Consider the following 11,819-nt stretch of genomic DNA (forward strand, 5'->3'; position numbering starts at 1 on the left):
CGCGGCCCGCACCCCGCCCCGCCGGGCGGCTACACCCGCACCGCCCGCCGCCGCACCCGCCGCACGCCGACCGCGCCGACGGCCCCGAGCACGAGCACGCCGGCCACGGGCAGCACCCCGACCCCGGTGTCCGACCCGGCACCCGACCCGGCAAGCGCGAGCGCCCCGGCTTCCGTGGGGGCGAAGCCGCCGGCCTTCCCGCCCTCGGCATAGGCGGACCCGGGAAGCTTGTCCCCGTACGCCCGGGTGACCCGATCGCGATAGGCGGCCAGGCTGGTCCCCCGCGCCCCCACCGCCCTGGTCGCGTCCTCGTCCAGCGGCAGGACCGTGGCCCCCTGGGCGACGTACCAGGCATCGATCTGCGGTTCGCGGAAGACCGTACCGCCGGGAAGCTTGGCCGCGCCCAGCTGCGCGTAGCGGAACTCGTCGTCGCCGGTGGCGATGTTCACCACCTGCCAGCCCGCCCCGGTCTTGGCGGTCCACAGGGCGGCCTGCTGGCCGTCGGAGGCCACCGCCTTGCTGGCGAGGAACTCCAGCCGGGCCACGGGCGCGCCCGCCTTGCCCGCGACGAAGTCCGGGGAGAGGTAGCTGACGGGGATCGCGTCGCCCTCGATGCGCGGCTGGGCGGCGGTCAGCGAGACCTTGCCCTCCCGGGAGAAGAACCGGGAGAGGGTGGCCAGGGTGTCGGGCGCCGCGGCGGCCTGGTGGGCGGCCGCCCTGGTCTCGGCGGTGGCGGACAGGGGCTGCGGGACGGGGGCGGCCGAGGCCTGCGGGGCCAGGCTCAGCAGGGTGGCGGCCAGGGCGCCGGTCACCAGGGCGGCTGTGCGTCGGTCCATGGTGCTCACGCCCCTATCCGGTACAGCGAGTGGGTCCAGGAGAAGGTGCTGTTGTCGACGTACCAGGCGTGGGAGGCCCAGTTGTAGCGGTCGCTGGAGGGCCAGGGGTCGCCCCAGTAGACCCAGCTGTTCGCCGTGTCGTAGCCGTAGATGACGTGCATGTGGCCGCCGCCGTTGGCCCACTGGATGCGGGTCTCGACCGGCCGGTTGGCGTTGATCTCGCTCTGGACGGTGGTGTAGCGCAGCCAGCCGCTGACGTAGGAGCCGGAGCTGATGCCGGCCCAGTTCAGGGCGGTCTGGACGTTGTCGAGGCTGGCCTGACTGTTGGGGCAGTCGTAGCCCTGCTGGCGGTTGAAGGCGGCGTTGCAGAACTGGTTCTGGCTGTAGGTGCGGCCGAACCAGGTGGCGATGGTGTTGCCGCTGGCGGCCCAGCACCAGTTGGTCTTCTGCTGGGCCTGCATGGTTATGTTCAGGCGCTTGGCGGCGAGCGTCGCGCTGCCGGCCCCGGCGTCGGCGGCGGTTGCCGTGCCGGTGGGCAGTGCGAACAGGAGAGCGGTGAGGAAGGCGGCCAGGGAAAGCCGCCGGTTTCGGTTGCGCATCGCGTTCCTCCCGAGGTGGGGAGTGGGGGTGGAGGAGCGCGTCCGGACGCTGTGGAGGAGCATCAGGGTGTTGTCGCGAGCAGGTCAACAGGCTTCAATACGCGGTGACATTGCAGTGTGAATGGGGAAGCTGGGGTGTGAACGGCTGCCGCCCTGTCACCTGGACCCCGGGCGCCACCGGCGCACCCTCCCGCCCCATCAGGCGTGAACGTTCACAAAGGAGTCGCCATGCTGCCGACCGCGCGGAGCAGCGGGTACGGCGGCGCGGGCGGCCGCCGGGGCGGCCCCGCGGCGGGCGGCAATCCGCACCCCGGGAATCCGGAGGCCGGCAATCCGGAGGCCGGCAATCCGGAGGTCGGCAATCCGGAAGAATTCGCCCTGCTGCTGCGGGCCGGCCCCTTCCACCTCGCGCTGCGCGCCGCGCTCGCCGCCCGCGGCCTGCCCCTGCACCGGGTCCAGCACCGGCTCGCCGCCCGCGGCATCAAGGTCGGTGTCACCAGCCTCAGTTACTGGCAGCAGGGCGCCCGGCGGCCCCGGCGCGCCGAATCCCTGCGCGCCGTGCGGGCCCTGGAGCAGATCCTGGAACTCCCCGCGGGCACGCTCGTACGGCTGCTGGGCGGACCACCGGGCGCGGGCACCGACACCGCCCGCCCCGCCTCGCGGTCCTACCGGTCGCTGGCCGGCGCGGGGGCGGCCGTCGAGGAGTTACTGGCCGGCATGGGCCTCCCGGCGGACGGGGGGCTGCACACCATCGGCCACCACGAACGGGTCCGGATCGGCGCCCGCCGCGAGCTGATCGGCCGCGATTCGCAGCACGTCGTACGGGCCCACCGCGACGGCATCGACCGGTACCTGGCCATCCACCACGGCGACCCCGGCTGCGACCCGGCCGCGGTGCGGGTGCTGGCGTACGAGAACTGCCGGACCGGGCGGATCCGGCGGGATCCGCGGGCGGGTCTGGTGGTGGCCGAGCTGCTCTTCGACGCGCGGCTGCGCAGCGGGGACACGTACGTCTTCGGTTACGGCTTCGAGGACGGCACCGGCGGCCGCAGCAGCGAGTACGTCCGGGGATTCAGCTACGCGGGCGGCCAGTACGTGCTCCAGGTCCGCTTCGACGCGGTCGCGCTGCCGGTGAGCTGCCGGCGCTTTCGCCAGTCGGGGCCCGGCGCCCCGCGCAGCGAGCTGTCGCCGCTGACCCCGAGCGGCGGGCACCGCGCCGTCCACCTGGTGGAGCAGGGGGTCCGGCGCGGCATCCTGGGGATCTGCTGGGAGTGGGACTGAGCGGCGCCGCGGCCCGGTCGGCGAGCTGCCGGGCCGGGCTCAGCCCGCGATGAGCTTGCCGCCCTCGGCGCGGACCGGGACGGACGGCAGCGGGTCGGTCGCCGGGCCCTGCACCACCTTGCCGGTGGCCGCGTCGAACCGGCTGCCGTGGCAGGGGCAGGTGCCGTGCCCGTCCACGATCTTGTCCAGGACGCAGCCCGCGTGGGTGCACTGGGCGCTGAACGCCGCGTACTGGCCCTGGGCCGGGCAGTGCACCATGAGCTTCTGCTCCCGGTAGAGCTTCGAGCCGCCCACCGGTACGTCGGCCGCGGCGCCCAGGTCCACGGGGGCGGTGGGGGTCGCGGAGGCGGCGCCGCCGCCGCTCCCGGGCGAGCAGGCGCCGAGCGCGACCGCGGCCCCGGCGGTCCCGGCGAGGGCGGCGGCGCCCTTGAGCACGGTGCGGCGGGCGGCGGCTGACTGCGGCGCGGACATGAGGGTCTCCTGGCGGTTCGGCGTGGACGGCCCGCCCGACGATACCGCCGCCCGTCCGGGCGCTTCGATGGGATACCTTCCCCGCGTGATCGTCGTCGGTGGAGAAGCCCTGATCGACCTGGTGCCCGTGGCCCGGCCGCCGGGCGCGCTCGTGCCCCGGGCGGGCGGGGGGCCGTACAACACCGCGCTGGCGCTGGGCCGGCTCGGCGCCGAAGTGGCCTTCTGCTCCCGGGTGTCGACGGACGGCTTCGGCGAGATGCTGCTCGCCGGGCTGCGGGCGGCGGGGGTGGACGTGTCGCCGGTCCAGCGCGGACCGGAGCCCACGACGCTGGCCGTGCCGTCGCTCGCCCCCGACGGCTCGGCCGCCTACGGGTTCTACGTCGAGGGCACCGCCGACCGGCTGTTCGCCCTGCCCGACGCGCTTCCGGCCGGGGCGCGGGCGCTGGCCCTGGGCACGTGTTCGCTCGTACTGGAACCGGGTGCGAGTGCCTACGAGGCCCTGCTGCGCCGGGAATCGGCACGCGGGCTGCTGACCCTGCTCGACCCCAACATCAGGCCGGCGCTGATCGCGGACCCGGTGGCGTATCGTTCCCGCTTCCTGTCGTGGCTGCCGTACGTCACCGTGCTCAAGCTCTCCGAGGAGGACGCGGCCTGGCTCGGCGGGCGCCCCGAGGAGTGGCTGGCCGCGGGGCCCGCGGCGGTGGTGCTGACCCGGGGCGCGGCGGGGCTCGCGGTGTGGACCCGCGACGGCGGGCGGTTCTCGGTGCCCGCGCGGCGGGTCGCCGTGGTGGACACGATCGGCGCGGGCGACACCGTGAACGCGGCGCTCCTGCACCGCCTCGCGAGCGCCCCGGGCGCGCCGGTGGACTGGCCCGAGGTGCTCGGGTACGCCGCCCACGCGGCCGCCCTGACCTGCACGCGGGCGGGCGCGGAGCCGCCGTACGCCGACCGGCTCAGCGGATAGCGGCCCACACCGTACGGGCGATGGCCGGGGCGAAGTCCGCGACGGGCTGGACGGCCGCCGGGCCGGAGAAGTGCAGGAAGAACGCCCGCTGGAAGCAGGCGCCGAGCAGCAGCGCGGCGGCCGCGCGCGGGTCGGCGTCGGGGCGGATCTCGCCGTGCTCGCGCTCGCGGCGCAGGCAGTCGACGAGGGCGTCGAGCACCACGTGCGGGCCCAGGCCGATCTCCCGCAGGCCCTCGCGGTGCCGGTTCAGCAGGGCCGGCTCGGCGAAGAGGGAGCCGGCGATGGGCATGGTGTCGGCGTAGAAGCGCGCGGCGTGCCCGGCGATCTCGGCCAGGCGCTCCTCGACGGGGCCCTCCCCCGGGTCGGCGGCGAGCGCGGCCATCAGGGCGCCCGCGTTGGGCGTGCGCTCGAGCAACACCCGCACGAACAGCTCTTCCTTGTTCGCGAAGTGCTTGTAGAGCGCGGCCTCCGAGCAGCCCGCCTCGCGGGCGATGGCCTTGGTGGTGGCGTTGGCGAGCCCGGTGGTGCGCATGAGGATCTCGGCGGCGTCCAGCAGGCGCTGGGGGGTGGGCCGGGCGGGGCCGCTTGACTTCGGAGTGAGCATTCACTCACCCTAGCGGAGGGAGGGGTGAGTGAATGCTCACCCACCCTCTCGCAGAGGGGACGGACGAAGATGAAGATCACGGTGTTCGGAGCGACCGGAGGCGTGGGCCGCGAGGTCGTACGCCAGGCACTCGACGCGGGTCACGAGGTCACCGCGGTGGTGCGGGACCCGGCGCGGCTGACCGTGCCGGAGCACGAGCGGCTCCGGGTCGCCACGGTGGCCGATGTGACGGACGAGGAGGCGCTGGAGCCGGTGCTGCGCGGGCGGGACGCGGTGGTGTCCGCGCTGGGCGCGAGCAGCAACAAGCAGGCCCGGCTGACGCCGGTGGCCGGGCCGGCGCTCAGCGCGATCGTCTCGGCCATGGACCGGGCGGGGGTGCGGCGGCTGTCGGCCATCAGCGCGGCGCCGCTGGGGCCGGACCACGCGGAGGACGGGGTGCTCACCCGCTCGGTGCTGTTGCCGTTGCTGCGGCGGGCCCTGCGGGACGTGTACGCGGACCTGGCGGTCATGGAGGCGGTGATCGGCGCCAGCGACACGTGCTGGACGGTGGTCCGCCCGCCGCGCCTCCTGAACAAGCCGGGCACCGGCTCGTACCGCCGAGCCGTCGACGCGAACGTCCGGGCCGCCCGGACCATCCCCCGGGCGGACGTGGCGGACGCCCTCCTGACCTCCCTGACGGACCCCGCCACCGAGCGCCACGCGGTAGGCGTAGCCACCTGACCCCCGAGCCGGGGGCCCTCCACGGTCTCCGCGGGCCACCCCCGCGGTCGCCCTCAACCGCCGGGCAGGCCGAGAGTGCCCAACGGGGCCCCCGCCCCAGCCAGCGGAACCGAGCCACCCGCGGGCAAACCCACACCCGCGGCCAAACTCAGCCCCGCCGGCGTTTGAGGCGCGACCACCGGGCCAGAGCCCCAGCCCGCAGGACCGAGCCACCCGCGGGCAAACCCACACCCGCAGCCGAACTCAGCCCCGCCGGCGTCTGAGGCGCGGGGCCCGGGGCGGAGCCCCGGAGACGGCCTAGGCCTTGCGGGCCCGGGTCGCCTTCTTCGCCGGAGCCGGGGCCGCCGCCTTCTTCGCGGTGGCCTTCTTCGCGGTGGCCTTCTTCGCGGTGGCCACCGCCTTCTTGGCCGGGGCCCGCTTCTTCGCCACGGCCCGCGCCACAGGCGCCTCCGCATCGGAGACCCGGTCCGCCCCCAGAATGTCCCGCAGGAACTTCCCGGTGTGGCTCGCCCCCACGGAGGCGACCTGCTCCGGCGTACCCTCCGCGACCACGATGCCGCCGCCGTAGCCACCTTCGGGACCCATGTCGATGACCCAGTCGGCGGTCTTGACGACATCGAGGTTGTGCTCGATGACGATCACCGAGTTCCCCTTGTCGACCAGCCCCGACAGCACCTTGATCAGCTTCGAGATGTCCTCGAAGTGCAGACCCGTCGTCGGCTCGTCCAGCACGTACACCGTCCGCCCCGTCGACCGCTTCTGCAGCTCGGACGCCAGCTTCACGCGCTGCGCCTCACCACCCGACAGCGTCGGCGCGGACTGCCCGAGCCGGACGTAGCCGAGCCCGACCTCGTTCAGCGTGCGCAGGTGCCGGGCGATCGTCGGAACGGCCTCGAAGAACCCGAGGGCCTCCTCGATCGGCATGTTCAGCACTTCGGCGATGGACTTGCCCTTGTAGTGGACCTCGAGCGTCTCCCGGTTGTACCGGTCCCCGTGACAGACCTCGCACGGGACGTAGACGTCCGGCAGGAAGTTCATCTCGATCTTGATCGTGCCGTCGCCGGAGCAGTTCTCGCACCGGCCGCCCTTGACGTTGAAGGAGAAGCGGCCCGGCAGATAGCCGCGCACCTTCGCCTCCATCGTCTCGGCGAACAGCCTGCGCACGTGGTCGAAGACACCGGTGTACGTCGCCGGGTTGGACCGCGGGGTGCGGCCGATCGGCGACTGGTCGACATGGACGACCTTGTCGACGAGGTCGTCGCCGTCCACCCGGGTGTGCCGCCCGGGCACCGCCCGCGCACCGTTCAGCTCGCGCGCCAGGTGCGTGTACAGGATGTCGTTGACCAGCGTGGACTTGCCGGAACCGGACACACCGGTGACGGCCGTCAGGACGCCGAGCGGGAACGACACGTCGATGTCGCGCAGGTTGTTCTCCCGCGCGCCGTGGACGGTGAGCTTGCGGCTCTCGTCCACCGGCCGCCGCACCAGGGGCAGTTCGATGGACCGCTTCCCGGACAGGTACTGCCCGGTGATCGACTCGGAGTTCTTGAGCAGCTCCTTGAGCGAGCCGCTGTGCACGACCTTGCCGCCGTGCTCACCGGCGCCGGGGCCGATGTCCACGACCCAGTCGGCCACCTTGATGGTGTCCTCGTCGTGCTCGACGACGATCAGCGTGTTGCCCATGTCCCGCAGCCGCACCAGAGTTTCGATCAGCCGGTGGTTGTCGCGCTGGTGCAGGCCGATGGACGGCTCGTCCAGCACGTACAGCACGCCGACCAGGCCGGAGCCGATCTGCGTGGCCAGCCGGATGCGCTGGGCCTCGCCGCCGGACAGCGTGCCCGCCGCGCGGTTGAGCGAGAGGTAGTCCAGGCCGACGTCCACGAGGAAGCGGAGCCGCTCGTTGACCTCCTTGAGCACCCGCTCCGCGATCTTCTTGTCGCGCGCGTCGAGGCGGAGCTCGCCCAGGAACTCGGCACACTCGCTGATCGACATCGCGGACACCGCGGCGATGGACTTCTCCATCACGGTCACCGCGAGCACGATCGGCTTGAGCCGGGTGCCCTCACAGGTCGGACAGGGCACCTCGCGCATGTAGCCCTCGAAGCGCTCGCGACTGGTGTCGCTCTCCGCCTCCGAGTGCCGCCGCTTGACGAACGGCACGGCCCCCTCGAAGGCCGTGGTGTAGGCCCGCTCGCGCCCGTACCGGTTGCGGTAGCGGACCTCGATCTGGGTCTTGTGCCCGTACAGCAGGGCCTTCTTGGCCCGCTGCGGCAGGCCCGCCCAGGGAATGTCCGTACGGAATCCCAGCTCGCCCGCGAGCGCGCCGATCAGCCGCTGGAAGTAGTCCTTGGTGTGGCCGAGCGACCACGGGGAGATCGCGCCCTCGTCGAGGGACTTGTCCTCGTCGGGGATGATCAGCTCGGGGTCGACCTCCATGCGCGTACCGATACCGGTGCACTCGGGGCAGGCGCCGAAGGGGGAGTTGAAGGAGAAGGAGCGCGGCTCCAGCTCCTCGAAGGACAGGTCGTCGTACGGGCAGTAGAGGTGCTCGGAGAACATCCGCTCACGCTCGGGGTCGTCCTCGGCCAGGTCGACGAAGTCCAGGATCACCATGCCGCCGGAGAGCCCGAGGGCGGTCTCCACCGAGTCGGTGAGCCGGCGCTTGGCGCCGTCCTTGACGGTGAGGCGGTCGACGACCACCTCGATCGTGTGCTTCTCCTGCTTCTTCAGCGTCGGCGGCTCGGAGAGCTGGATCGTCTCCCCGTCCACCCGGGCCCGGCTGTAACCCTTGGTCTGGAGGTCGGCGAAGAGGTCGACGAACTCGCCCTTGCGCTCGCGCACGAGCGGCGAGAGCACCTGGAAGCGGCTGCCCTCGGGCAGCGCGAGCACCCGGTCGACGATCGCCTGCGGCGACTGCCGCGCGATCGGGCGGCTGCACTCGGGGCAGTGCGGCTTGCCGATGCGGGCGAACAGGAGGCGGAGGTAGTCGTAGACCTCGGTGATGGTGCCGACGGTGGAGCGGGGGTTGCGGGAGGTCGACTTCTGGTCGATCGAGACGGCCGGGGAGAGGCCCTCGATGAAGTCGACATCGGGCTTGTCCATCTGCCCCAGGAACTGGCGGGCGTAGGACGACAGCGACTCGACGTAGCGGCGCTGGCCCTCGGCGAAGATCGTGTCGAAGGCCAGGGAGGACTTGCCCGACCCGGAGAGTCCGGTGAAGACGATGAGTGAGTCGCGGGGCAGGTCGAGCGAGACGTTCTTGAGGTTGTGCTCGCGAGCGCCACGAACGATGAGACGGTCGGTCACGCCGGTCCGCACCTTTCTTGAGAGAGCGGGGGGACGGGCCCCGGCGATCCAGAGTATGGGGGCCGGGAGGCGTCGCAGGGATGGTGTGTCTTGTTCTCCGAGCGTATAGCACGTGCATTCGATTTACGGCACTCCGAAGAGTGCTTCACCCGATCGTGTGGCGGCGCTAGGGTCGGCCCCATGATTGATCATGTGCACGACCTGCGATCCCTACGCGAAGCCACGGACCGACTGCTGACCGCGGCCGCGAAACTGGACAACGCCGCCGTGGCCGAGGCGTCACGCCTGCCGGGCTGGTCCCGGGGTCACGTCCTCGCCCATCTCTCCCGGAACGCCGACGCCCTCGTGAATGTGTTCGAGGGGCGTCCGATGTACGAGAGCGCCACCGCCCGCGACTCCGACATCGAGCACGGTGCCGGGCGGCCTTTGGTGGAACAGCTGGAGGACCTGCGGAATTCCGCCGCCGCCTTCCAGGCCGTCGCCGACGCCCCGCAGGACTGGTCCCGCACGGTCGAGCTGCGCAACGGGGTCACCGACAGCGCCTCCCGCGTCCCCTTCCGCCGCCTGGTCGAGATCGAGCTGCACCACGTGGACCTCGGGATCGGCTACGAGCTCGAGGACCTCCCGGACGAGTTCACCACCCGCGAGATCGAGTTCCTGGCCGACCGCTGGTCCGGGCATCCCGAGGTGCCGCCGGTGACGCTGTCCCCCGGGGACGGCCGCACCTGGCACACCGGCTCCGCCGAGGGCACCCCCGTCACGCTGTCCGGCACCCCGGCCCAGCTCCTGGCCTGGCTCGCGGGGCGCGGCGACAAGGGCGACGCCCTCACCACCGCGGGCGGTCCCCTCCCGCTCCTCCCGCCGCTCTAGGATCAGCTCATGACCTACAGCGGAGCGGTGAAGGTCGGCGGTCCGGCCGACGTGCATGAACTCGCGGACCTGATGATTTCCAAGGTCGCCGTGGGCGGCATGAACAACAACGCCTACCTGCTGCGCTGCCGGGCGACCGGCGAGCAGCTGCTGATCGACGCGGCGGCCGAGGCCGCCACCCTGCTCAGCCTGATCGGTGACGACGGCATCACCTCCGTCGTCACCACCCACCAGCACGGTGACCACTGGGGCGCGCTCCGGGAGGTGGTCGACGCGACCGGAGCCCGGACCTACGCCGGGCGGTACGACGCCGAGGGCATCCCGGTGCCGACCGACGTCCCGGTCGAGGACGGGGACACGATCACCTTCGGGCGGATCGCGCTGACCGCCCGCCACCTGGTCGGCCACACCCCGGGCTCGATCTCCCTGGTCTACGACGACCCGCACGGGCACCCGCACGTGTTCACCGGGGACTGCCTCTTCCCGGGCGGCGTCGGCAACACCGGGGGCGACCCGAAGGCCTTCGCCCAGCTGATCGACGACGTCCAGGAGAAGCTCTTCGAGCAGCTCCCGGACGAGGCCTGGGTCTACCCGGGCCACGGCAACGACACCACGATCGGCGCCGAGCGCCCGCACCTCGCGGAGTGGCGCGAGCGCGGCTGGTAGAAGCACCTCGTCACACGACGTCCGGGCCGCCACTCCCCACCGGGAGGGGCGGCCCGCGTCAACTCCGGCACCCCGGTGCACTCCTTCCGGTGAGGGACGGCCCGATCCCCCGCCCGCACCCCCTCGCCCGGGGTATTTGCTGCACCATGCACCAAGATCACGCCCCGCGTCCGCGCCCGGGCCGCTCCCCCTCGATGGCGCGCCTCGCCTCGGCCTCGCTCGTCGGCACCGCCATCGAGTTCTACGACTTCTTCGTCTACGGAACCGCCGCGGCCCTGGTCCTCGGCCCCCTCTTCTTCCCCACCTTCTCGCCCCTCGCCGGGACCCTCGCGGCCTTCGGCACCTTCGGCATCGGCTTCCTCGCCCGCCCGCTGGGCTCGGTGCTCTTCGGTCACGTCGGCGACCGGTACGGCCGGCGGCCGGTGCTGCTCGCGTCCCTGGCGCTCACCGGGCTCGCCACGGTGGCGGTGGGCTGCGTACCGGCCTACTCCTCGATCGGCGTCGGCGCCCCCCTGCTCCTCCTCCTGCTGCGCTTCCTCCAGGGGCTCGGCGTCGGCGGCGAATGGGGCGGGGCGGTGCTCCTGACCGCCGAGCACGCCCCCGCGAACCGGCGCGGCCTGTGGTCGAGCTTCCCGCAGATGGGCCCGGCCGTCGGATTCCTGCTGGCCAACGGGCTGATGCTGGGGCTGTCGGCCACCCTCACCGACGGGCGGTTCACGTCCTGGGGCTGGCGGGTGCCCTTCTGGGCCGCCGGGCTGCTCGCGCTGGCGGGGCTGTGGCTGCGCCGGACGGTCGAGGAGACCCCGGAGTTCCGCGCGCTGGCCGCCGACGACCGGCGGGCCGGCGCCCCGGTGGCGGAGGTGGTGCGCGACCACTGGCGCCTGCTCCTGCTCACCGGCGGAGCGCTCGCCGTGGGGTACGCCGTCTTCTACGCCGTGACCACCTGGTCGCTGGCCTACGCCTGCGAGCACCTGGGGGTCGGCCGCAGCGTGATGCTCGCCTGCGTCATGGTGGCGGTGGCCGTCAAGGGCGCGGTGACGCCGCTGGTGGCGGTGCTGGGCGACCGGTACGGGCGGCGGCCGCTCTGCCTGGCCGGGAGCGCGGCCTGCGCGCTGTGGATGTTCCCGCTGGTGGCCCTGCTGCACACGGGTGATCCCCTGCTGATGACGCTGGGCTGCCTGGGCGCGCTGCTGGGGATGGTGACGATGCTGGCGGTGGTGGGGGCGTACCTGCCGGAGCTGTACCCGCCGCGCGTCCGGTGCACGGGGGCGTCCGTCGGCTACAACCTGGGCGGGGTGCTGGGCGGAGCGCTGACGCCGATCGTCGCGACCGCGCTGGCCGGGGGCTCGGGGCCGCCCTGGGGCGTGGCCGCGTATCTGACCGGGATCTCGCTGGTCAGTTTCGCCTGTTTCGCCCTGCTGCCGGAGACGAATCCGGTGGTGGCCGCACGCACGGCGGGGGCGGCCGAAGCGGCCGCCCCCGCCTGAGCGGTACCTCGCGCG

At 73.1% G+C, this 11,819-nt stretch carries 11 protein-coding genes; 6 read left to right on the forward strand and 5 right to left on the reverse strand.

Going from position 1 to position 11,819, the window contains the following annotated elements; all coding sequences use genetic code 11:
- Positions 1-29 precede the first annotated feature (29 nt).
- Together ABT084_RS06200 and ABT084_RS06205 are read right to left on the reverse strand one after the other, a co-directional pair.
- Positions 30-845, reverse strand: coding sequence for a hypothetical protein (locus ABT084_RS06200; RefSeq protein WP_502968847.1), 816 nt, complete (start codon positions 843-845; stop codon positions 30-32).
- On the reverse strand, positions 842-1,435 hold the full coding sequence (locus ABT084_RS06205; RefSeq protein ID WP_351038610.1) for a papain-like cysteine protease family protein: 594 nt from the start codon (positions 1,433-1,435) through the stop codon (positions 842-844). Before ABT084_RS06205 ends, ABT084_RS06200 begins: the two co-directional genes overlap by 4 nt.
- Positions 1,436-1,663: 228 nt before the next feature.
- Here ABT084_RS06205 and ABT084_RS06210 point away from each other — a divergent pair, with 228 nt between their 5' ends.
- A complete protein-coding gene (locus ABT084_RS06210) occupies positions 1,664-2,716 on the forward strand; it encodes a hypothetical protein (RefSeq protein WP_351038612.1) in 1,053 nt (350 codons plus the stop codon).
- Between the two features lie 39 nt (positions 2,717-2,755).
- Here ABT084_RS06210 and ABT084_RS06215 read toward each other — a convergent pair whose 3' ends face one another.
- Complete coding sequence (locus ABT084_RS06215) at positions 2,756-3,187, reverse strand: Rieske (2Fe-2S) protein (RefSeq protein WP_351038614.1); 432 nt, start codon at positions 3,185-3,187, stop codon at positions 2,756-2,758.
- An 85-nt stretch (positions 3,188-3,272) separates the two neighbouring features.
- On the opposite strand from ABT084_RS06215, the gene ABT084_RS06220 reads away from it, so the two are divergent.
- Entirely contained in the window at positions 3,273-4,151 is an 879-nt protein-coding gene (locus tag ABT084_RS06220) for a carbohydrate kinase family protein (protein ID WP_351038616.1), read from the forward strand.
- Here ABT084_RS06220 and ABT084_RS06225 read toward each other — a convergent pair.
- Positions 4,141-4,755 (reverse strand): TetR/AcrR family transcriptional regulator, encoded by a 615-nt coding sequence (locus ABT084_RS06225; RefSeq protein WP_351038618.1) that lies wholly within the window; start codon positions 4,753-4,755, stop codon positions 4,141-4,143. The genes ABT084_RS06220 and ABT084_RS06225 overlap by 11 nt on opposite strands.
- A gap of 69 nt (positions 4,756-4,824) precedes the next feature.
- Between ABT084_RS06225 and ABT084_RS06230 the strand changes: the two genes are divergently transcribed.
- Positions 4,825-5,475 (forward strand): NAD(P)-dependent oxidoreductase, encoded by a 651-nt coding sequence (locus tag ABT084_RS06230; protein ID WP_351038620.1) that lies wholly within the window; start codon positions 4,825-4,827, stop codon positions 5,473-5,475.
- Between the two features lie 297 nt (positions 5,476-5,772).
- Here the strand turns inward: ABT084_RS06230 and uvrA are convergent, their stop codons facing one another.
- Positions 5,773-8,781: an excinuclease ABC subunit UvrA gene (uvrA, locus tag ABT084_RS06235; RefSeq protein WP_351038622.1), complete on the reverse strand. Its 3,009-nt coding sequence runs from the start codon at positions 8,779-8,781 to the stop codon at positions 5,773-5,775.
- Positions 8,782-8,961: 180 nt separating this feature from the next.
- On the opposite strand from uvrA, the gene ABT084_RS06240 reads away from it, so the two are divergent.
- From ABT084_RS06240 to ABT084_RS06250, 3 genes are all read left to right on the forward strand, one after another.
- Positions 8,962-9,651 carry a maleylpyruvate isomerase family mycothiol-dependent enzyme gene (locus ABT084_RS06240; RefSeq protein ID WP_351038623.1) on the forward strand — a complete coding sequence of 230 codons (690 nt, stop codon included), beginning with the start codon at positions 8,962-8,964 and terminating at the stop codon, positions 9,649-9,651.
- A 9-nt stretch (positions 9,652-9,660) separates the two neighbouring features.
- Complete coding sequence (locus tag ABT084_RS06245; protein WP_351038625.1) at positions 9,661-10,317, forward strand: MBL fold metallo-hydrolase; 657 nt, start codon at positions 9,661-9,663, stop codon at positions 10,315-10,317.
- A 194-nt stretch (positions 10,318-10,511) separates the two neighbouring features.
- Entirely contained in the window at positions 10,512-11,804 is a 1,293-nt protein-coding gene (locus ABT084_RS06250) for an MFS transporter (RefSeq protein WP_351038890.1), read from the forward strand.
- Positions 11,805-11,819: the final 15 nt, after the last annotated feature.

It is taken from the genome of Streptomyces sp. NPDC002138 (genome assembly GCF_040296485.1).
Lineage (GTDB): Bacteria > Actinomycetota > Actinomycetes > Streptomycetales > Streptomycetaceae > Streptomyces.